The organism is Desulfospira joergensenii DSM 10085 (assembly GCF_000420085.1).
Classification (GTDB): Bacteria; Desulfobacterota; Desulfobacteria; order Desulfobacterales; family Desulfobacteraceae; genus Desulfospira; species Desulfospira joergensenii.
On record NZ_ATUG01000002.1, the window covers coordinates 2,182,527 to 2,203,641 of the forward strand.

The 21,115-nt window shown below is 49.4% G+C and carries 17 protein-coding genes; 8 read left to right on the forward strand and 9 right to left on the reverse strand.

The annotated features are described in order from the left end of the window. Window positions 1-56: 56 nt before the first annotated feature. From ahcY to F608_RS0123000, 4 genes are all read left to right on the forward strand, one after another. A complete protein-coding gene (ahcY, locus tag F608_RS0122975) occupies window positions 57-1,502 on the forward strand; it encodes an adenosylhomocysteinase (protein ID WP_022668064.1) in 1,446 nt (481 codons plus the stop codon). 372 nt (window positions 1,503-1,874) lie between these two features. Next, window positions 1,875-2,798, forward strand: coding sequence for a chemotaxis protein (locus tag F608_RS0122990; protein WP_022668067.1), 924 nt, complete (start codon window positions 1,875-1,877; stop codon window positions 2,796-2,798). A gap of 44 nt (window positions 2,799-2,842) precedes the next feature. Continuing rightward, window positions 2,843-5,134, forward strand: coding sequence for a chemotaxis protein CheA (locus F608_RS0122995; RefSeq protein WP_244154316.1), 2,292 nt, complete (start codon window positions 2,843-2,845; stop codon window positions 5,132-5,134). 22 nt (window positions 5,135-5,156) lie between these two features. Next, window positions 5,157-5,543 carry a response regulator gene (locus tag F608_RS0123000; protein WP_022668069.1) on the forward strand — a complete coding sequence of 129 codons (387 nt, stop codon included), beginning with the start codon at window positions 5,157-5,159 and terminating at the stop codon, window positions 5,541-5,543. Window positions 5,544-5,578: 35 nt separating this feature from the next. Here F608_RS0123000 and F608_RS37205 read toward each other — a convergent pair whose 3' ends face one another. The 4 genes from F608_RS37205 to F608_RS0123020 all read right to left on the reverse strand — a co-directional run bounded on the left by F608_RS37205 (window position 5,579) and on the right by F608_RS0123020 (window position 7,929). Next, on the reverse strand, window positions 5,579-5,797 hold the full coding sequence (locus F608_RS37205) for a SelT/SelW/SelH family (seleno)protein (RefSeq protein ID WP_279615093.1): 219 nt from the start codon (window positions 5,795-5,797) through the stop codon (window positions 5,579-5,581). 91 nt (window positions 5,798-5,888) lie between these two features. After that, window positions 5,889-6,386, reverse strand: coding sequence for a thiol peroxidase (gene tpx, locus F608_RS0123010; protein ID WP_022668071.1), 498 nt, complete (start codon window positions 6,384-6,386; stop codon window positions 5,889-5,891). Window positions 6,387-6,580: 194 nt separating this feature from the next. Continuing rightward, the gene (locus tag F608_RS0123015; RefSeq protein WP_022668072.1) at window positions 6,581-6,946 is read right to left on the reverse strand and encodes a hypothetical protein; all 366 of its coding nucleotides are present in this window, start codon (window positions 6,944-6,946) and stop codon (window positions 6,581-6,583) included. A gap of 95 nt (window positions 6,947-7,041) precedes the next feature. Next, complete coding sequence (locus F608_RS0123020) at window positions 7,042-7,929, reverse strand: DMT family transporter (protein ID WP_022668073.1); 888 nt, start codon at window positions 7,927-7,929, stop codon at window positions 7,042-7,044. A gap of 641 nt (window positions 7,930-8,570) precedes the next feature. On the opposite strand from F608_RS0123020, the gene creD reads away from it, so the two are divergent. The 4 genes from creD to F608_RS35915 all read left to right on the forward strand — a co-directional run bounded on the left by creD (window position 8,571) and on the right by F608_RS35915 (window position 12,013). Next, entirely contained in the window at window positions 8,571-9,917 is a 1,347-nt protein-coding gene (gene creD, locus F608_RS0123030; protein WP_022668075.1) for a cell envelope integrity protein CreD, read from the forward strand. A 164-nt stretch (window positions 9,918-10,081) separates the two neighbouring features. Continuing rightward, window positions 10,082-10,768, forward strand: coding sequence for a methyltransferase family protein (locus F608_RS33085; protein ID WP_022668077.1), 687 nt, complete (start codon window positions 10,082-10,084; stop codon window positions 10,766-10,768). Window positions 10,769-10,921: 153 nt separating this feature from the next. Continuing rightward, a complete protein-coding gene (locus F608_RS0123040) occupies window positions 10,922-11,545 on the forward strand; it encodes a LysE family translocator (RefSeq protein ID WP_022668078.1) in 624 nt (207 codons plus the stop codon). Between the two features lie 108 nt (window positions 11,546-11,653). Next, complete coding sequence (locus F608_RS35915; protein ID WP_022668079.1) at window positions 11,654-12,013, forward strand: YybH family protein; 360 nt, start codon at window positions 11,654-11,656, stop codon at window positions 12,011-12,013. Here F608_RS35915 and F608_RS35285 read toward each other — a convergent pair. From F608_RS35285 to F608_RS0123075, 5 genes are all read right to left on the reverse strand, one after another. Next, window positions 11,973-14,804: a PAS domain-containing hybrid sensor histidine kinase/response regulator gene (locus F608_RS35285; RefSeq protein ID WP_022668080.1), complete on the reverse strand. Its 2,832-nt coding sequence runs from the start codon at window positions 14,802-14,804 to the stop codon at window positions 11,973-11,975. The two genes, F608_RS35915 and F608_RS35285, sit on opposite strands and share 41 nt — an antisense overlap. 172 nt (window positions 14,805-14,976) lie before the next feature. Then, window positions 14,977-17,424 carry a phosphate acyltransferase gene (locus tag F608_RS0123055; protein ID WP_022668081.1) on the reverse strand — a complete coding sequence of 816 codons (2,448 nt, stop codon included), beginning with the start codon at window positions 17,422-17,424 and terminating at the stop codon, window positions 14,977-14,979. A 2-nt stretch (window positions 17,425-17,426) separates the two neighbouring features. Then, window positions 17,427-19,286 (reverse strand): AMP-binding protein, encoded by a 1,860-nt coding sequence (locus tag F608_RS33095; RefSeq protein ID WP_244154317.1) that lies wholly within the window; start codon window positions 19,284-19,286, stop codon window positions 17,427-17,429. A 335-nt stretch (window positions 19,287-19,621) separates the two neighbouring features. Next, window positions 19,622-20,077 carry a pyridoxamine 5'-phosphate oxidase family protein gene (locus F608_RS0123070; RefSeq protein WP_022668084.1) on the reverse strand — a complete coding sequence of 152 codons (456 nt, stop codon included), beginning with the start codon at window positions 20,075-20,077 and terminating at the stop codon, window positions 19,622-19,624. Continuing rightward, window positions 20,074-20,976 carry a PHP domain-containing protein gene (locus F608_RS0123075; RefSeq protein WP_022668085.1) on the reverse strand — a complete coding sequence of 301 codons (903 nt, stop codon included), beginning with the start codon at window positions 20,974-20,976 and terminating at the stop codon, window positions 20,074-20,076. Before F608_RS0123075 ends, F608_RS0123070 begins: the two co-directional genes overlap by 4 nt. Window positions 20,977-21,115 lie beyond the last annotated feature (139 nt).

Here is a 21,115-nt window from a genome sequence, read left to right on the forward strand (position 1 = left end):
ATACCTGGGAAAATTATCATCCAAACTCAGGTTTTAAGAATTTAAGGAGTAAAATTATGTTGGATAGCAAAAAAAGCAATGGGGTTATCGATCTTGATCTGAATTTGAAGTACAAGGTCAAGGATATCGGGCTGGCCGAGGAAGGGCATAAGGACATGCAATTGTCTGAAAAGGAAATGCCCGGGCTCATGGCCATCCGGGAAAAATACGGCCCTTCAAAACCCCTTAAGGGTCTCAAGATCATGGGCAGCCTTCACATGACCATCCAGACGGCCATGCTCATTGATACCCTTTATGAACTGGGAGCGGATCTGAGATGGGCCTCGTGCAATATCTTTTCCACCCAGGACCATGCAGCCGCGGCCATTGCCGAGAAAGGGTCCGCCGCCGTGTTCGCCTGGAAAGGCGAAACCCTGGAGGAATTCTGGTGGTGCACGGAACAGGCCCTGCTCTGGCCCGACGGATCCGGACCCGACCTCATCGTTGACGACGGGGGGGACGCCACCCTGTACGTTCATCAGGGCGTGAAGATTGAAAAGGAGCCTGCCCTTCTGGAAAAGGAAACCGGCAGCCTGGACGAAAAATGTCTCATGGACCGGCTCCGGGTTTCCCAGGGCCGGAACCCGGAACTCTGGACGAAAATCGCAGAAAATATCCGCGGGGTTTCCGAGGAAACCACCACCGGTGTTCACCGGCTCTACCATCTGGCGGCAAAGAATGAGCTTCTGTTCCCGGCCATCAATGTGAACGACTCTGTGACCAAGTCCAAGTTTGATAATCTCTACGGCTGTCGGGAGTCCCTGGCCGACGGCATCAAGCGGGCCACGGACGTGATGATTGCCGGAAAAACAGTGGTGATTGCCGGATACGGAGATGTGGGAAAAGGATGCGCCGCTTCCATGAAAGGATACGGGGCCATTGTCATGGTTACCGAGATCGATCCCATCTGTGCTCTCCAGGCCGCCATGGAAGGCTATCCAGTGGTGACCATGGAAGAAGCCGCCAAGGTCGGCGATATTTTCGTAACCGCCACGGGCAACTACCATGTCATCAAGGGTGAGCATATAAAGCAGATGAAGGATGAGGCCATTATCTGTAATATCGGCCATTTTGACAATGAAATCGAAATGTCCTCTCTCACCGACAATCCCAAGAACGTGAAAATCAATATCAAGCCCCAGGTGGATAAATGGACCCTGGAGTCGGGCAGGTCTGTGATTGTCCTGGCCGAAGGGCGTCTGGTCAACCTGGGATGCGCCACCGGCCATCCCAGTTTTGTCATGAGCAACAGCTTTTCCAACCAGACCCTGGCCCAGATCAAGCTGGCCACGGAAAAACTGGAAAACAAGGTCTATACCCTGCCCAAGGAACTGGACGAGGAGGTGGCAAGACTCCATCTGAAAAATCTGTCCGTCAACCTTACCCGGCTGAGCCGGGAACAGGCCGATTACCTGGGTATTTCCCCTGAAGGACCTTTTAAGCCCGATCATTACAGGTATTAAGTATCAGGGTATTAAAGTTCCGGGGCCGGCTTTTAAAGCCGGCCCCTTTTTATCTGCGACGGATCTCATTTCTTTTCCTGCCTTTTCTTCCCAGGGTCTGGTCGCAAAATAAATTGACAATTTTATTGCCTTAGATCCCGGAGAATTATATAAAGACTAGTTATGGGGAAAAATCGTCCACCCGGGAAATCCCCCCATGTTTATTTTAAGCAGAATCCGTCGGAGCAGAGGAAGGGATCCTTTTGAGGATCAGGCTCTTGTTTTTATCCATCGGACCGGCAATGGCTCGGGGCAGGCCGGAAAAAAACAATTCGCCCGGGCCGCTTCCTCTGATGGAGAAAGAGAATTTAATTCAATGGGAATGATAACCGAATGAAAGACCTGGGAATTTTGCTTGAATCCGGGACCAACGAGATGGAACTGCTGACCGTGGTGGTCAATGCCCAGCCCTTTGGAATGAATGTGGCAAAGGTGCAGTCCATCCAGCAGTATGACCCCGGGGCCATCACCGCACTGCCCGAGGCGGAAAAGGGTGTGCTGGGTATGCTTTTGTACAGGGATACCACCATTCCGGTACTCGATCTTGCCCGGATTCTGGATATTGACCTTGACCGCGGCGAAGTTGAACCCCTTCGTGAAATTATTGTTGTTACCGAGTTCAACAATTCCGTTACCGGATTCAGGGTTCAGGGGGTGAAAAGGATTCACCGTCTTTCCTGGAAAGAATTTGTGCCTCTGGATCAGCTTTTTGAAGACAACGCCTGCTTTACCGGATCGGTAAATATTGAAAACAGCCAGGTCCTGGTTCTGGACCTGGAGTATATCCTCTCCAGCTTCTTTCCGGATCAGGTCATTGAAGAGGTCGATGAAGAGATGATCCAAAAGGGAAATACAATTTCCAGGGATCAGCTGGAAATCGTTTTTGCAGAAGATTCACCGACCATCCAGAAGGGGGTGTTCTCGGCTCTGAAAAAGGCCGGATTTGAAAAAATCACCCCATTTTTAGATGGCGAGAAAGCCTTGAATTATATCAGGAGTCATTATAAAACAGGTAAAAAACAAGAATTGAACCATGTTGTTTTGATCACGGATATAGAAATGCCGAGAATGGACGGTCTCACCCTGTGCCGGGTTATCAAACAGGATCCGGAACTGCACCCCATTTTTGTGGTCATTTTTTCCAGCCTGATCAACAGCCAGATGATCGCCAAATGTGAACAGGTCAAATCAGACGACTATGTTACCAAACCGGAAACAAACCGGCTCATCACCATTCTTGATCAAAGGTGCGGATGATTCCCTCTGAAAATGGAAAGAATCGCACCGGAACGGAGGCCCCCTTGGATCTTGACAAGGTTGCTCAGACCGTTGCTGAAATAAACGATAAAAGCCTTCAGAAAGAAAAAGAATCAATGCCTGCAGATAAACTGGCAAAGCTGGATACATGCCTGGTTCGTTTCAACAGACTCCTCGGCGGTTTCTGCCATGAAGATATCCCGGATCTGTCCACCATGACCCATACCCTGGATGAAATTATAAATGTCTCAGGGGAGCTGGACAATGCCACGACCTTTTTTGAAGTGGCCGTCGCCTGCAAGGGATATATTGAGCACATGATCCTTGAGAATATTTATGACACAACCCCCATTGAAGAGGGGATCCTGCTGCTCAAATCCATCCTAAACCATGTCAAAAAGGGGGAAGCCTTTACATTTGATTTTTCAGATGTTCTGGAACTGCTCAATATCCGGTTCATGGAACATGCCCTTCCCGGGGAGGAGTCCTCCCTGCCAGAGGAGGCCCAGCAGCCCACGGAGGATGAAACCTGGGGCATGGAGAGCACAGATTCCGAAACGCCGGATCCGGAAATTCCGGAAAAAATATCAGACGATGATATGGAGATCTTATCTGATTTTATTTCCGAGGCCGAAGAAAATCTGGACAGCATAGAGGTGAATCTCATCGAGCTGGAGCAGGATCCCGGCAACAAGGAGATCATTAATGATATTTTTCGTCCCTTTCACACCATAAAAGGGGTATCCGGGTTTCTCTCCCTGACCAAGATCAATAAGCTTGCGCATACAACTGAGAATCTTTTGGACAGCGCCCGGAGCGGGGATTTTTTGATCAACCCCAAGGCCACCGACGCCATTCTTGCCTCGGTGGATACCCTGAAAAGACTGGTGGAACGGGTGAAGCAGGGGGTGGGGACGGGATTTCGCCAGCCCGAGGACGATATTGATGTCGAGTCCCTGCGGGACAGGCTCAAAAAACTCCAATTGTCACTTACCCATATGGAAAAAGAACCCCTGGGGGAGATCCTGGTCAACAAGGGGGTTATCACCAGAGATAACCTGGAACAGGGACTGGAGACACAAAAAGATCAGCCCGACCGGAAAATCGGTGAGATCCTCATGGATGAGACCCGGGTTGACTCCAGATATATTGCCTCGGCCCTCATGGAACAGAACCTTCCCAGAAAGCCTGCGGCTTCCCAGGTCAAGGTCAGTACCCAGAAGCTGGATGATCTGGTGGACTATGCCGGGGAACTGGTCATTGCCCAGTCCATGCTCCGCCAGAAGACCTCTGAGAATGCCCGGTTGAATCAGAGCGTGGCCCAGCTGGGTCTCATCGTAACCAATATGCAGAATATTGCCATGTCCATGCGCATGATCCCCATAAAGGCCACATTCATGAAGATGATCCGTCTGGTCCGGGATCTTTCCAAGAAATCCGGCAAAGAGGTGAATCTGGAGATGTCGGGTGAGGATACGGAAATCGACAGGAATGTGGTGGACGCCCTGTACGAACCCATGGTTCACATGATCAGAAATTCAGTGGATCACGGTATAGAACCCGGACCGGACAGAATTGAAAAGGGGAAACCCGCCCAGGGGGCGGTCCTTCTTCGGGCCTATCACAAGGGGGGGCATATCAACATAGAGATTGAAGACGACGGCAAAGGGCTTGACAAGGAAAGAATCCTTGAAAAGGCGAAAAGCACGGGACTGATCTCAGGCAAGGAACAGATGAGCGATGCCCAGATCTATGATCTCATTCTCCGGCCCGGATTTTCCACGGCCAGGAAGATTACCGATGTCTCCGGACGCGGCGTGGGCATGGATGTGGTCAAGGACGGGATAGAAAAATTCAGGGGGCAGCTCAATATTGAGTCGGAAAAAGGAAAAGGTACAAAGTTTACCATCAGCCTGCCCCTAACCCTGGCCATCATCGACGGTATGCTGGTCCGGGTGGGACAGGAAAAATATGTCATTCCCACCACGGCCATTCAAAAGGCATTTAAGCCGATGTCCGGGGACTGCTATACCGTTGAAGGCAAGGGGGAGATGGTCAGGGACAGGGGAAGACTGATTCCCCTGATCCGGCTGGATGAAGCCTTTGGAAACGGGAGTGGAAAAAATCCTGTCAGGGACAGCCTGGTGGTCATTGTCGAGTCCAAGGATGAGACAAGGGCCTTGCTCATTGACGAACTTCTGGGCAAGGACGAATACGTCATCAAAAGCCTTGGGGGAAATATGGAGGAGATAAAGGGACTTGCCGGAGGTGCCATCCTGTCCGACGGACGGGTGGGACTGATTCTGGATATACACGGAATATTCAGTTTAATGTAAGATTTGTTTGTAAGGATTTCTCATGGTCAAAAATACGATACTGGTTGTGGATGATGAAGTCTCCATCCTGAACCTCATGAAGCAGGCCTTTACCCGGGCAGGGTATGAGGTCAGGACGGCAGGCGGGGCCAAAGAGGCCCTGGAAACCCTGAATGAAGAAAAGATCCATGTGATTTTTTCAGACCTGAACATGCCTGAGATGAACGGCCTGGAACTCTGCCGTAAAATCAGGAAAGAAATGCCCATGGCCATCGTTATTGCCATGACCGGACATGCCTCTCTGTTCGAACTGGCCGACTGCAGGGAAGCCGGTTTTGATGATTATTTCATCAAGCCGGTAAGCATCTCCACCCTGGTGGAAACCGCAGAAAAAGCGTTTAAGAAAATCGAACGGTGGACCGGGTCCTAGACGCCCTTTCCAACTTTGGTCTTTGGATCGTCCGTCTATTTCTGGATCAGGCGGATGATCTCCTCATTTTCCGGAAACCGCCCTGTCTGATGTTTGGAAAAGACAAGTTTATCGTTGCACACAATATCATAGACTCCGCCGGAGCCCGGGACAAGCTCGGGGGCTGTGCCCAGTTCATTCTTAATCTGGTCCGCCAGACCGGCAGCCCTGGGTTCATAGTTTCAGACCGAGCAATAGGTGATTTTGATTTTCATGACCGATTTTCCTTTTGGGTCTTACAGTCAAAAGCAGAAACGGTTTTGGGTTGAAACCCGCAGCCGTTTCTGCTTTTATTTTTCAGGACAATTATAAAGCTTGGAGTGCGGCATCGTAATCCGGCTCATGGGAGATATCGTCCACCATCTGGGCATGGATGACCTGGTCGTTCTCATCCAGGACAATCACCGCCCGGGCCGTGAGGCCTGCCAGGGGGCCGTCTTCTATGAGCAGCCCGAAATCCTTGCCGAATTCAGGGCTCCGGAACAATGAGCCGGTGATCACATTTTCAATGCCTTCGGCCCCGCAGAATCTTTGGTGAGCAAAGGGCAGGTCCATGGAAAGGCAGATCACCTTTGTGTTTTCCAGTTCAGATGCCCTTTGGTTGAATGTTCTCACAGAGGTGGCGCAGATACCCGTATCAATGCTGGGAAATATGTTGAGGACTTTCCTTAGTCCCTTGAAGTCTTGAAGGGCGCCCTGGGACAGGTCCTGGTGAACCCAAACGGCGGGTTTGGCAGTATCGCCTTTTTGGGGGAAGTCTCCCTTGAGAGAGACGGGATTTCCTTTGAGTTTGGTGCTTGCCATTGGTTCTCTCCTTTTGGTCTTGAATGGGGATTCTATCTTTGTACCGTAAAAAAAACGGAAACAGCTCAATCAGATAAAACCGCATTTGGGATCAATACTTTTTATTCTTTTTATTTATCTTTGAGCCTGTTCGCTGTTTTAATAGTAATGACCGGCTGGGATTTTTCAAGGCCGCATTCCATTGGCAATATCTTTTATTGCACCCCGGGGACAATGATTCGGGAATCCTGTTCTTTTTTCTGCTGGGCCTGCATCTGCTTGAATTGTTCAATGACTTTTTGGGTCTCCGCTTCCATGGCCCTGGGAAATTCATCCAGAGCCTGCTCCAGGGTGCCCGCCTCCAGGCGTGCATGGATGGGCACCGGTCCGTGGGGAGTCCCCAGTTGGGAAGATCCCATGAAAATCATTTCCCGGGTTTCATCCGGGGTTCCGTCCAGATGGATGGGGATCAGTTTTTTAATATTGGCGATTTTAAGGTCTGTGATGGATTCTTCACGGTACAGATTGTTCTTGTCTGCAATAAAATCGATGTTGTTTGGTGTTCCGCCGTTTCCAGCCATAAAATATCTCCGAATGTTAGGGGGTGGAAAAAAGGTGAATTTTGTCAGAGTTCTCCATCTTTTTACCTTTTTCAGGGTCCGGGCACAAGGGAAAATTATTTCTTGTTGACCAGATAAATCCCGGTTCCCACCAGAACCAGGGCTGCCACAAGATAGAGGGTGGCCGGTTCTCCCAGGAGAAGAACACCGGAAATCACCCCGAACAGGGGGCTTAAAAAGGTAAAAGGCGCAATCTTTGAGACCGGGTAGTTGGAAATCAGCCAGAACCAGGCCAGGTATGTGATAAAGGCCACCCAGACGATCTGATAGGCAAGGCTTGCCCCGACAAGGGGCGTCAGTTTCAGGATGCCGGGTTCCCCAAGGACCAGGGAAGCCGCCGGGAGAACTGCTGCAGAAACCGCCAGCTGGTACAGAAGGGTTTTGGCAGGGGAGGTTCTTGCCAGGGGGCCGGCCTTGATGGTTACCGTTGCACTGCCCCAGAGAACGGCGGCGCCAAGGAGCATGGTGTCTCCCACGAGCATCTGGGGCGTGGGAAGGGAGAGGGAATCATTAAAGACCGTTACAATTCCGGCAAAGGCCAGGCACAGGCCTGCCGCCTGGATCCGCCTCAGTTTTTCATTGGAGACAAACAGATGGGCACCCAGGGCAACGACAAAGGGGGACGTGTTCAGAAAAATAGCCGACCGGGAAGCCGAGGTGTACTCCAGCCCCCAGTAAATCAGGACGAACTCCGCGGAAAAGAGAAGGCCGATGAAAAGGCCATACCATAAAGTCCCGTCCCTTTCCAGGACCGGGATCTTCTTGAGTTTCATCCAGGCCAGAACCAGTGCGCCGGATCCCAGGGATCTGAAACCCGCCTGGAGCACCGGGGAGATTCCGTCAATGGCCACCTTGATGGCCACCTGGTTCAGGCCCCAGGAGGCACACAGGACAATGAGAATCAGGATCCCTTTCAGGTCCATGGATTGGCTTGTGTTTTTCATGACCTGTTAACATGGGCACAAAAAAGAAGAAAACAAGGGGATTGGCAAAACCGGATCATTCTCCGGCAGATATGCGTACGGCGGGTCCTTGATGTTATGGGGAATCTATTGTCAGAAAGATTCAATTTTACGATATCCATTGTTTCCGGTTTCCAGTTCACAGTTAATAAAAAACAGGCCTTGATCGAAAGCCTGGGCCGGCTTGTCCTGTTTTTGATATTTGTTATCATCAGGCAGCGGACGGGGCGGGGCGTTCCGCTAAATCTTATACTCCCGTCCTGGGAGAATAAGAAGCGAAGATGCCCGGCTCTTTGTCGTCCTGACGCCCCGGCCATCAACGCCGCTCCAACCCCGCCCCGCCCGCTGCCGGATCCCCCCGGTTAAACAGCCGGCGTCTTTTTGTTTTTTTATCCCTGGAAAACAGCTTGCAATAAAGTCGGTAAATGAGCGTAAGCTCCAACTTTTTTTTATAAAAAGGGTTGTCTTAAGCAAAAGATATTGGTTATACGGAATTACGGATAGCCAATGTGAGCAGAATCTCTTGACTTTTCAATAGGTTTTACATATTGGGTTTGAGGAAAAGGATCAAAAGAGGAGATTGCGTAAATACATATAATCTATGTTAGCTCAAAAGGGAACAAATGACAAACAATCAGGATATTGTAAAAAAGACTGCGAATTATATTAAGAGATCGGTTACCTTGAAGTTAGTTGCTGTCGGTATTTTGATTTTGTTGCTTCTCATACCGGCCGCAATGATCCAAAATTTGATACGGGAAAGGCAATCTCGACGTGATTCCGTGGTTCAGGAAATTAGTCAAAAATGGGGATACAGTCAGATAATAACCGGCCCGTTCATTACCATTCCCTTCAAATCATTTTTCAAAGATAGCGATGGTAAAACACAATTTAATTTAAACTACCTGCATATTTTGCCTGAAACACTGGATATAACAGGCGAGATGAAGCCTGAAATACGTTATAGAAGCCTTTTTGAGGCGGTTCTATATAATATCAATCTGAAGTTCAGTGGAAATTTCAAACTCCCGCTTGCGAGTCAGCTGAACATAGATTCAAATAACATACTATGGGATAAGGCCTATCTATCGCTCGGAATTACAGATTTGCGAGGTATACAGGATAAAATCGTCATTTCCTTTAATAAATCCGGCTATGATGCTAATCCGGGGTTAAAGACGACCGATCTTGCAGCGGCAGGAGTTAGCACCCTGATCAAACCTTTATTGCCGAATAAATCCAACAGTTTTTCTTTTGATTTGAACCTGAACGGTAGCGAGCAAGTAGGCCTTATACCTGTTGGTGAATCCAATACTGTCAAGATTAATTCTAGCTGGCCTTCGCCAAGCTTCAACGGTTCATTCCTGCCGGCCACACGGGAGGTGAAGAAAGATGGATTTTCAGCAAATTGGAAGATACTGCACCTGAATAGGAACTACCCCCAATTCTGGGAAGGTTCTCAATACAAAGTCACACAATCGGCCTTCGGAGTAAAGCTGATTCTGACGGCAGATATTTATCAAAAATCGATGAGGCTTGCAAAATATTCAATTATATTTCTCGTTTTCACGTTTGCAGCTTTTTTCTTTTCAGAAATAATCAACAAACAGAGAATTCATCCGATACAATATATCCTTATTGGGATCGCAATCTTGATTTTTTACACACTTGTATTGTCACTCTCCGAACACATGCATTTTAATTATGCATACATTTTATCTGCAGCATCTGTTTCTCTTATAATCTCTGGATATGCGAAATCAATAATACCCAATTCAAGATTTGCTTTAATGATTATGGGACTATTGGCAATCCTTTATGGATATCTGTTCATTATTTTGCAACTGGAGGATTATGCACTCATCTTGGGCAGTATCGGGCTCTTAATTATACTTACCCTTGTGATGTATATTACGCGAAAGATCAATTGGTATGATATCGAGGCGGTTCAACAAGGAAATGAGAGCTAACAAAAACGCTGGAGAGGGACCAGACTTACTGCGCGGCCTTTTGGGAATGCCTGGTTCAGGAAAAATTATCTTGTTATCGGAGCTTTTGGGGGTTAAAAAGCCTGGCCTCTCAGCTCCCCGTTATATCCTGAACGCATCAACTTTCATCAGAAAAACAAACAATTATGATATTCCGTGATAAACATGAAAAGTCATTACTTCCTAAGGCATTGATTATCTCTGCTATGACAGCTTCTCTGAGTATCACTTTTTACCTGACCTTTGTGCCGGAAAAAGAACTTTTTACCTGGTTGAAACCATACAAAATTGCCGGTGATCTCTACCGTAACTCTCTTTTACTATCCTGTTTTGTTGTCTATTTTATACGACTTTTATTTACCTTGTTTATCTTCTATCGACGAAAAATGCATTGGGTTGAGGCTATTGTAATAACCAGTATAATGCCTTTCATTATTCCCTATATGTCCTTTATCGGAGGACAAAAAAATCAACGGATTGGTTCCGTTGAAATTATTGGAGCTGTCTTTTTCTGGATTGGATCATACCTCAATTCACGCTCAGAACACTTAAGGAGCATTTGGAAACAAAAAAAGGAGAATGCGGAGCATATCTATACAGGAGGACTATTTAAATATGCTATTCATATAAATTATCTGGGAGATATTATTCTTTTTGCGGGTTTAGCCATGGTCGCAAACTCCATAAAACTCTTTACGATTCCAGGTTCAATGGCTTTATTTTTTATCATGGTTCTTATTCCTTTAAAGGAGAGGTATCTTGAAAAAAAATATGGAGATGAGTTCCGTGATTATAAATCCAATACAAAGAAGCTCATTCCCTTTATATTTTGACCAAGAATGATATAACAAGTGCTTGAAAGGCACCGGGCTTATTGCGCGGCTTTTTGAAAATATGCGGTATAAAACAATAAAATCTTTTATTTGGATTCCCGGGGGCAAGCCGCCCGGTCCCCCAGATTTGCATTATCATGAGGAGGATATAAAATGTCATTTGAAGTCTGGCTGACCTTCGTAGTTACCGCCTTGGTTATCCTCGTAGTTCCGGGGCCAACAAACATTTATGTGGTGGGGCAATCTCTTGCTTACGGCCGTAAGGCCAGTGTGCCGTTATCAATTGGAGTCATCGTGGGTGATGCTATGTGTATCACCATTTCATTGCTTGGCCTTAGCGCATTATTATCCGTTTTTTCGGCTATATTTATGTTTATCAAATACCTGGGGGCAATCTATTTGATCTATCTTGGTTTTAAAATGGTCCTTTTAAATACAAAATTAGGACCCCTGAAAGACCAAGCCAAAACATATAATTCAAAAGTCCTTTTTCGGGACATTTTTTGGGTGAATGCCCTCAATCCAAAAGGAATAATATTTTATTCAGCGTTTATGCCCCAATTCGTTTCAACTCAAAGTAATATATGGGTTCAATTTATAGTATTGGCCTTGACTTTTTTGGGTCTTGCGTTGATAAACGTTGTTTTTTACTCCCTGGTCGCATCAAAAGCGAGTGAATTGTTCCAATCCCGGAAACTCTCAAAAGTATTCAATTTAACCGGCGGTTTAAGTTTGATTTGTGCCGGGGTATATTCCGCAACTATTGAAAGAAAATGAAAGTATAACAAAGCGTTTCACATTGTTCCGACAGGCTCCACCCGGACTCGCTGAAGCTCACCGGGGAACTCCCCGTTAGGTTGCAAGCCAAATGCAGGAGGTCCATCAATGCATAAAAAGGCAAAAGAACCCAATGATCTTGAGAAGTTTTTTGTCGAGCGCGCCAATGCAGGAGATGTGGATGGGCTTGTAGCGCTCTATGAATCTGATGCGAGGTTGGATTGTGGGAATGGTGAGGTGATGATCGGTATCGAGCAGATCCGGGAGTTTTTTATCCATTTTTTGGCCGGCCGTCCGCAACTTGCTCCAAGCCGCCAGGCCCCGGCCTTGTGCAGCGGGAACCTGGCTCTTACATCCTCAAGACTTGACAATGGAGAGATTACCGCCGAGGTAGCCCGCCGGCAACCAGAGGGGAACTGGCTGTGGGTTATCGATCAATTCTCTGTTGGGAGTCGTTCAAAAGAGTGACATCTGAATCTTTTGAGGGGGACCGGCACTCATCCAGGACTTCCCGGATCAAGGAGGCCAGTTTCGCGCCGATGATCGGTTTTTGAGTATATTTTGCAATGCCGATTTCAATGGTTTTTTCCCGGTTTATGAATTCACTATACCCGGTACACAGAATAATCGGCATGTCGCCCCGGAGGTTCAAGACCTTTTCAGACAGCTCTTCACCCGTCATCTTCGGCATGTTCATATCCGTGACAATAAGATCAAACCTGAAAGGATCTTTGCGGAAAACCTCAAAGGCCTGCGACCCGTCTTCATAGGTGGTAACCTGGTATCCGAAATCCTGTAATAACTCCTGGGTCCCTGTTCTGATGACCGGCTCATCATCCACCACCATGATCTTTTCTTTGCCCCCTGCGGGACAAATCGTTTTGGTTTCCATCGGGTCCTGAACCATTGCCTTTTCCATCACCGGAAGGTAGACGTAAAAACTTGTTCCCTGTCCGGGGGAGCTGTCGACGAGCACGCTGCCATGGTGCTCCCTGACAATTGAATGGACCATGGCCAGGCCGAACCCCGTGCCCTTGTCCGCTTTCTTTGTCGTAAAATAGAGATCAAATGCCTTTTCCAGGATTTGGGGACTCATGCCGCAGCCGGTATCGCTTACTTCCAGAACAAGATAGGGTCCAGCCGGCAACCGCTGCCCCTGGATATCAAATGTCTGTGAACCATCGGTCTCTTTTAACCGGAGGGTCAGTGTCCCCCCCTTTTCACGCATGGCATGGTAGGCATTGGTACAAAGGTTCATGACAACCTGATGTATCTGGGTGGCATCGGCCATCACCTGTGCACTGCAGTCAATCTCTTCTCTGATTTCGATGATGGACGGAATGGAAGAGCGCAGCAGGGTCAGGGCATCCGCCACAACCAGGGAGAGCTGGAGGGGCTGCTTCTGACTATGGCGCTGCCTGCTGAAGGTCAATATCCGCTGTACCAGTTCGGCGGCCCGTTTCGCCCCTTTTACAATCTGACGGATATTGCCCCTGGCCCTTGAGGTGTCATAAATGTGCAGTTCAGCCAGTTGAGAATAGGAGAAAATTCCGGAAAGGATATTGTTGAAATCATGGGCAATCCCGCCGGCAAGGGTGCCGATGGCTTCCATCTTTCGGGATTGAAACAACTGCATTTCAAGTTGTTTGCGCTTGGTGACATCGTGTAAGATTACCACACTCCCCTTGAGATCCCCTTCACTCCCCCGCCAGACGTCAAAGCTGATGCTGACGTCCAGAAGTTCTTTTTCCTTGGTATACCGGCGGGTTTCAAATCCATGAAACCCCTTGCCTTTTGAAATCCGTTCAAGCATTTTCAAGGTCTGGGGAAGTTCCTGTTTGGGGACGTAGTCTATTTTTTTGCCCATGATTTCTTCCAGGCACCAGCCAAAGGTCTGTGTAAATGCAGGGTTTATATAGACGGCATTCCCTTCCATATCATAGACCGTTATGGGGACCGGGGAGGCCTCCATCAATCTGCGGTATTTTTCTTCTGCCACAGTCCTCTGTTCAATCTCATTTTTAAGTTCTGCGGTCCTTTGTTCCACCCGGATTTCCAGTTCTTCCCGGGCTTTTTTGATTTGGGCTTCAGCGATTTTGCGAAGGGTGATATCATTTGCCGCAACACGGTATTCATGAATATCTCCCCCAGGGTCCAGAAGGGTGTCGATGGAAAGGTTCAGCCAAATGGAGGTCTGATCTTTTCTTTGAATTTGAACTTCCATATTTTTGATTTGGGGTTTTTCCTGAAAATTCCCCTGGGCCCTCTGTTCTTGATGAACCTTTGTCGTCTCCTGTTGAAGTGCCTCCACGATTTTATCCATGTCGGGCAGCAGGCGGCCCACATTCATCCCGGACAATTGGGATTGTGAATACCCGGAAAGTTTCCGGGCCAGAAGGTTGCTTCTGGTGATGATGCCGTTCCGGTCAACAGAAAAATAAGCCACCGGTGCATTTTCATACAGATTTCGAAATTGCTTTTCGTTTTCAATTAACCGGGCCGATGTTTCACGGAGATGTTTTTCTTTCCGCCACAAAAGTTCAGCACCGGCTTTGCCCCTCAGCTGCCCAAGGGATGAGAGAGTTGCGGCTTCCACCATTTTAATGAGGATGTCCAGCCGTCTTTTTAAATCCGATTCTTTTACAAACCTGTTGTTTTCGATTTTCAACAGCCCTTCATCGGCTGTATTGATGGTGAGGATCCCATAGTCAGGAAGGTAAACAGAGAGGTAATTCCTGGCGGAAAAGTGCTTTACGATTTGTGTGTCCATTTTAATTTTGTCATGGCAGAGGCTTATCCGGGTTCCGTCATAACTATAGCAGGGGATATAAACGTACCGATGGGTAAGGTTCTGAAGATACCCGGATATTTCCGGGCAGATAAATACACTGATCCCCTTTTTATAATAGTCGGCAGAATTTCTTAAGATATAGGCGTTTATCCCGTGATTTTCCTCTTTGATCTCCTCCTGATCCGGGCCCCTGTCTTTTTTATAAAAATAAATGGGGCTCAGTTTTTTAGCGGTGACAATTCTTTTCCCGAATAATTTAAGGACCAGTCCCCTTATTCCTCTGCCGTCAAATTTATCGATGATCCCCCGGTCCCAATAGGTGGCGGGCAGGAATTTGAGCTGGGTATGGTTGGTTCCAAAGAGAATGCCGGTCTCTCTTGCCCCAAGGATCTCAAGGGAAGAACGTAATAACTTGCCCAGCGGGTTTCTTTTTTTGAAAAAATTATCTTCAAATTCAGTATGATACATTCACCAGACCCTCTCTTGAAAAACCGTGTAATCGGATGTCCAAGAGACTATACAGGGATTTATTATCTTTTTTCAAGAATTAGATTGAGCCAGGTTGAATCCTCTGGTTTATCTTAGGGGATGGGGGATATGGATATCCTCTGTTTTGGGAAAGAACTTTAAAAAACCTTAATTAAGAGGGTTTTTTCAGGTCAAAGTAAAATTTTATTGCCAGTGAGAGTGAAGCGAGTTTGGATCGGGCGGAATCTCCCCTTGAGGTGAGGATCAAAGGCATATCTCCGCAGAGGATCACACCGGCCAGGGCGGCACCGGACTGGGTGGTAAGGGTTTTCCAAAGCACGTTGCCTGCGTCGATGTCCGGCAGGATCAGCACATCTGCATTTCCCTTGATCAGGCCGTTGTAATGTTTTTCCTGGGCAATGGTCGGATCCATGGCCACATCCAGGGACAGGGGGCCTTCCACGATACAGTCTTCCCGATGGGCAAATCCGGCGGCAATCCGCTCGGCTGCCATGGAACTGTCAACGCTTTGGTTCACACTTTCAACGGCAGAGATTACAGCCACCTTCGGGACTTTAATGTTGAGATTGTGGACCACTTTTAATGCGTTTTCAAGAATGGCGACCCTTTTCTGCTCATCCGGATAGGTGTTCAGGGCTCCGTCGGAAAAGGCCAAAAGCTTGCTTCTGGTGGGAATATCCACAATGGCGGTATGGCTCATCACCTGGCCTTTTTTGAGCTGACCGCTCTTTTTCAGGTACTTGATGATTCCCCTGAGAATATCCTCGGTGTGGATCAGGCCTTTCATCAGGATGTCGACCTTGCCCTCGTCCAGAAGACGAATGGCCTCCTCAATGGGCTTTTCCGTGTCGACAATGGTGTAATTATCGTTGTCGATGACCAGGTCGGTCTCATATGCAATCTGATTGATCTCCTGGAAATCGCCCAGAAGCATAAATTTAGCAATACGGAATTGTCCTTCTTCATTGGCCCTCTTGGCGGCCAGGATGGCGTCTTCGTTATTGGCCCCGACAATGGCGATGGTGGGGGCATAGTTTTCCTTGACCGTCAGATAGGCGGCATCAATGATATCGTCCATGGAGGTCAGGGGGGCGCCTTTTTTCTTGAACCGGATCTCCCGCTTGAAAATATGGGTGTCGATGAGCTCGTCTTCCGCCTGTCTTTTTTTGTGCAGGGCGTCCCGCTCGGTTTCATAGTCCTTTAATGTCTCGGATTCGTAAAAGCCGCGGATCTGTCCGGCGGCCAATGCCTCATGCTCGAAATATCCGGGCATGACCACCACGGGATACCGGCCCCGAATATTCTGCTTGACCCGGCGCATCATGTCCTGGGACCCGGCAAGGCCCCCGGTGACCACCATCACCTTGACATCGGCCCCGTCTGCGGTGAGCCGGAGCATGCCGCTGGCAATATTCCTGGCCAGAAAATCCTGAACCAGGCCGATCTTCTTGCGCTGCCTGGGGGTGGCCCCCTGTTTTAAAAACCCGATCATGGCGTAGAAGTCATTGGTCCCCACAAGGGAAAGCAGGCCGCCGCGATTGGTCATGACCTGCTCAAGGTCTTTAATGGAAAACTCATTGGCTTTGATGGATTTGATGACCCGGTCGATGTCAATGGCCCCGCTCCGGCTGGTGGAAGGAAGGCCGGAATAGGCATCGATAAGCATGCTGACCCGGCCCCTTCTGTGGGCGGCCAGGGAGGTGCCGCCGCCCACATGGGCGGTCACAGCATCCACCTGTTCGGGATCCTGATTCATCAGGGAGGCCACCAGCCGCCATACAGCCTTGTGGCTCAGGTAATGGCCGCCGGATCCGTTCCGCTTGATCTTCACAAAACCGGTGATCCTGTCCACCACATCCAGTTCATCACAGACAAAAGGATCTGTTGTGGTCAGCAGCATATCGTTCTGGCTGCCGGCCAGCTGGGCCAGTTTTAACCCCATGGAAATTCCCATATTGCTGGCATGGGGGCGCAGGGGGCATTCCAGCAGGTCCCGGACCATTTCAGGGACCACCCGGTAGGTCCCGCTGGGAATGAGCTGTAAAAAACCGCCCTGGCAGGCAATGCCGTCAAGGGAGTCCAGGGGGGTCCCGATCTCTTCCAGATGACTGACAACGGAGCGAATCCGGTATTCAATGCCGTCCTCCTCATCCGGGGAAAGATGGATTTCCGATCTGTGGATCTGTTCCAGGCCCTGGTATATGGCGATGCGGGTGGATACCGTTCCGGGATTGATCAGAAGAAAACGCATGTTTCCCTCCTGGGCCTCCTCGGCCAGGGGGCTGCCCAGAAGGCGGCACATTACAGGGGCTGTGGAACCGCCGATCCTGTCCATTTCCAGCATCAGGGTCAAGGCGTTGCCCAGAATATTGTTGATCTGGGGGGAGCCAGTGGCTTTGAGCAGAACGTCAACCACCGATGCAAGCTCGCTTTTCAAAAGCGCTGCTTCGGATGCCGCGGGGTCCTGCTTGATTAACCCGGTGAGTTCGGCAAGCCATGCCTCACTTGAAACCGCCAGCTGACGTTCAAAAGCAGACATGGACACACTGGTTTTGCCAATTTCAGCGACTGCTTCAAGGACTCTGTTTCGAAGTTCCACACTTACTCCTCATGTTTTTTGATCAGATCTTTAACGGATTCTGCATTGGCCAGATGGCTGGTATCTTCATTGGCACCGGCATCTCCCGATGCAATCCGCCGGAGCAGCCTTCTCACCAGTTTTCCCGTGGAAGTCCTTGGCAACTCCCTGGCAATGACGATTTTTTCAGGCACGGCAAAATGACCGACTTTTTCAGTAATATAGGTGTTCAGCAATGTAATAAACGTATCTTCATCCTGAATCGGCTCCCGGGTGACCACAAAGACCACAAGCTCTTCCCCGGATTCTCCAGCCGTACTCACAACCACGGCCTCTTCAATGGCGGGATGAGACAGGATCATGGCTTCGATTTGGGAGGTGCCAAGGGTCTGCCCCTTGACTTTGATCACATCGTCCAGCCTTCCCATGAACCAGTGAAAGCCGTCTTTGTCAAAACGGACCCCGTCGTACGTCTGGAAGTGGTTGGGGAATTTGGTGAAGCATGTTTTCTTAAAATGAGTTTCCGCGCCCCAGGTGGCCCTTCCCATGGAAGGCCAGGACCTGGCAAAGACCAGATTGCCGCTGATATTGGTTTTGCAGATCTGACCAAAATCGTTCATGATCAGCGGTTCGACGCCCAGGGTGCCGAATCCGAGTGAACCGGGCCGGTTCAGCTCCGGTGAGGGATAGGTGTGGAGCAAGGCAGTGCCGCATTTGTTCTGCACCCACATGTTCACCACGAATTCCGGGGCCTTGACCAATACCCCGTCTGCAAATTTGATCAGCCGGGGAGGCAGGGACTCTCCGCAGCAGGCAATGATGGAAAATCTCTTGTCGGTTTTAAGGTGTTCCCGGTCCAGCTGATTCTTGATGTCCGAAACAAGACCGGGGTGGCAGAGCATTGCAGGATTCCCCTGTTCTTCCAATATGGTTTCAATGGTATGGATCCCGGAGTTGTCCTCGGCAATGACAATGCCCAGGCCGTTGGTCAGGGGGCCCCAAAGCCCGTAGGCCTGACCCACGCTCTTGGACGGATCCAGGGTATTGAAAATATTTTCCGGCTCGTTCTGATTCAATGCTTTATTGAAAACCGCGTCAAAGGAAGTGTGGGCCTGGACCAGAAAGCCGCCGGAGTCAAATACGATGCCGACGGGTTTACCGGCCAGCCGGTTTTCATATATGGCGAACAGCGGGTGGTTTGCCCTGGGATATGCCGGCTCAGGATCTTTGGAATCGGTATGGGCGGCAAATTCCTCCAGGGTTGGAAGGCCTTTCAATTTTTCCCCGACAATAATGATGCCCAGGGATCCTAGCAGGGAATGAACGGTTTCGACATGGGGTTTGTCATTCCCTAGGGGGGGACGATGTTCCATGATGAGCAGTTTGGAGTGTGAGGCCCTGACATCATCCGCCACAAGTGCGGCAGGCAGATGACAGCCGATGGGCAGGTAGGTCACGCCAAGATAGGCCGCAGCCAGGGCGCAGAAAACAAATTCAGGGCAGTTGGGAAGATTCAGGGCAATGCAGTCTCCCTGTGTCAGTCCTTCCCGGCTGAAAGCAGCGGCCAGGTTTAACACCTTTTCCTTTAATGCGCTGAAGGTATAGGTTTCGGCAGCCCCGTCTTCCGGATAAAATGTAAGGGCTGACTTTTCCCCCATTCCCTTCTCAATAATTCTGTGAAGGGCATTTTCAGTTGGATTGAGCCGGCCTTCAAGAAACCAGGACACCTCGGCCTGGGAAAAATCTTCCTGAACCACTGCGGCAAAATCTTTTTGCCACTTCAGCCGCCTGGCCTGACCGGCCCAGAATCGTTCCCGGTGATCAATAGCCTGTCTGGTTAAAAGACGAAATTCATTGAGACTAGCGGGTAATTTTTGCTTCAAATCAATATTTCCCATGGCGTAATCCCCAAATTTTAAGCAGCCGTTCAATCTTTTTTTTGCCGTGCGGCCGCGGAGTTCAAAATACAATGATGCCGACCTGGGCAGGATAGGACAGCATCAAAACCTCTGTCAACAGGAAAACAAAGAATACCATTTCCCGGGTGCCAGAGGGATAAAAATTTTGCATATGCCGGTGTATGGGGGCAGGACGGAACTCCTGCACTTGCCGGACGCGGAAAATAGAAAGCTCAGCCCCGGACTGGGCAGAAGGTCCTGGCCGGGACAAGGTGCAGATAATCTCTCCGGTTTAAAAGGTCAGCCCCCGGTTAATTGTCTTACCCCGAAGCCTTCCCGGTCATCTTCTCAATATCGATCCGGATGACGGCGGTTTTTTCCAGGTTCTCATGGGAGAATTCAAAAGTCCGGTTTGAGTACTGGGCCATGATGGCGGCCAGGCCCTTTCTTTTTTCTTCCGGCTTGTCCAGGATCACGGCCTTTCCCTCACCGATGACGCTTTTAAACTCGGCCCCCCATTTGCAGGCCTCTGAATTCTTGTTCAGCTTTTCCAGGATATCGAATTCAAAACAGACACGGGGATTTTTTTGAAGCAGATCGATTTTCCGGCCTTCGGTTGCACTGTGGAAATAGAGGCTTCCCTCCCTGTAGCCGAAATTCAAGGGGATCACATAGGGGCGGTTCCCGTCAACCATGGCCAGCCGGAAGACCCGGCTGGATGTGATGATCTCTTCAATGGCCGAACCTTCCTTTATCTCTTTTTCCCTTCGCCTCATCCGATATTCTCCATAAAGATCTTGAATTCTTGTTCTGATATGCCTTCCACTCCCGGGGGGCGTTCCGTGTCATCGTGGCAGTCGGATCCTCCTGTGATGAAAAAATTGTGGGTTCCGGCCCAATCCAAAAGGATCTTCCTGTGCTCCGGGGCATGGCCCGGGTAGTTCACCTCTATCCCCCGGAGACCGGCTTCAATGAATTCGGGCAGGATTTTTTCAACGGTTTCAACAGGGGGCAGGACCTCTTTATAATGGCCTTCACCGGGAAAGGAGCCGGCGGCCGGGTGGGCCAGGACCGCAGTGAGGTCCTGTGCCCGGATAAATCCGCCGATTTTGTCCAGTTCAATGCCGGAGGGCAGATAAGCCGGGCTGTCATTGCCGATGATGGAATTGACCATCTGCTTGTCCGTGATCCCGAAACGCTGGTTCAGGGAGAGGGCAAAGTGGCGGCGGCTGGCATTGGAGCTGAAAGCGGAGATATCCTCAAACTCCATCTCCCTTTCCAGAAGAGGGGAGGTCCCCTGGGGACCGAAGATCTTATTGATCTGGTCGATCCTGGCACGGACCAGGCCTTCTCCCCTGCCGTCTGCCAGAAGGGATTCAAAGGTTTTGACAAAATTTTCGTCCCCAAGCCTTTTTCCGGAAAAATAACAGAGCAGGTGCAGGGTCCCGGTAAAATAGGGCCGTTTGAAGCGGATGGAAACCTCTACCCCGGGAACAACGGTGATCCCTTGGGCCTCCCCGGCTGCCAGGCCGGGGGCCAGGCCTTTCAATGTGTCATGGTCGGTGATGCCCAGGGCCTTTAAGCCCAAGGCCCCGGCTTTTTTAACCAGCAGTTCCGGACTGAAATCGCCGTCCGAGGCCGTGGTGTGGTTGTGTAAGTCTGCATATATTTTCACGTTGGGGATTCCTCTGTCTGTTGATGGGGTTTCCGAACCACATGGCGGTTTCCGATTTCCCTATGATTATAGCCTAAAAGAATTGTGGTTTTTGAAAAAAAGTCAAGATATCATTTGATTTTTATGGATTACATGTTAG

Excerpts from the sequence above, each read along its gene's own strand:
- F608_RS0123040 (WP_022668078.1), top strand. The coding sequence starts at position 10,922 with ATGTCATTTGAAGTCTGGCTGACCTTCGTAGTTACCGCCTTGGTTATC.
- F608_RS35285 (WP_022668080.1), bottom strand. The coding sequence starts at position 14,804 with ATGTATCATACTGAATTTGAAGATAATTTTTTCAAAAAAAGAAACCCG.
- F608_RS0123015 (WP_022668072.1), bottom strand. The coding sequence starts at position 6,946 with ATGGCTGGAAACGGCGGAACACCAAACAACATCGATTTTATTGCAGAC.
- F608_RS0123070 (WP_022668084.1), bottom strand. The coding sequence starts at position 20,077 with ATGAGGCGAAGGGAAAAAGAGATAAAGGAAGGTTCGGCCATTGAAGAG.
- F608_RS33085 (WP_022668077.1), top strand. The coding sequence starts at position 10,082 with ATGATATTCCGTGATAAACATGAAAAGTCATTACTTCCTAAGGCATTG.
- F608_RS0122990 (WP_022668067.1), top strand. The coding sequence starts at position 1,875 with ATGAAAGACCTGGGAATTTTGCTTGAATCCGGGACCAACGAGATGGAA.
- creD (WP_022668075.1), top strand. The coding sequence starts at position 8,571 with ATGACAAACAATCAGGATATTGTAAAAAAGACTGCGAATTATATTAAG.
- F608_RS0123000 (WP_022668069.1), top strand. The coding sequence starts at position 5,157 with ATGGTCAAAAATACGATACTGGTTGTGGATGATGAAGTCTCCATCCTG.
- tpx (WP_022668071.1), bottom strand. The coding sequence starts at position 6,386 with ATGGCAAGCACCAAACTCAAAGGAAATCCCGTCTCTCTCAAGGGAGAC.
- F608_RS35915 (WP_022668079.1), top strand. The coding sequence starts at position 11,654 with ATGCATAAAAAGGCAAAAGAACCCAATGATCTTGAGAAGTTTTTTGTC.
- ahcY (WP_022668064.1), top strand. The coding sequence starts at position 57 with ATGTTGGATAGCAAAAAAAGCAATGGGGTTATCGATCTTGATCTGAAT.
- F608_RS0123020 (WP_022668073.1), bottom strand. The coding sequence starts at position 7,929 with ATGAAAAACACAAGCCAATCCATGGACCTGAAAGGGATCCTGATTCTC.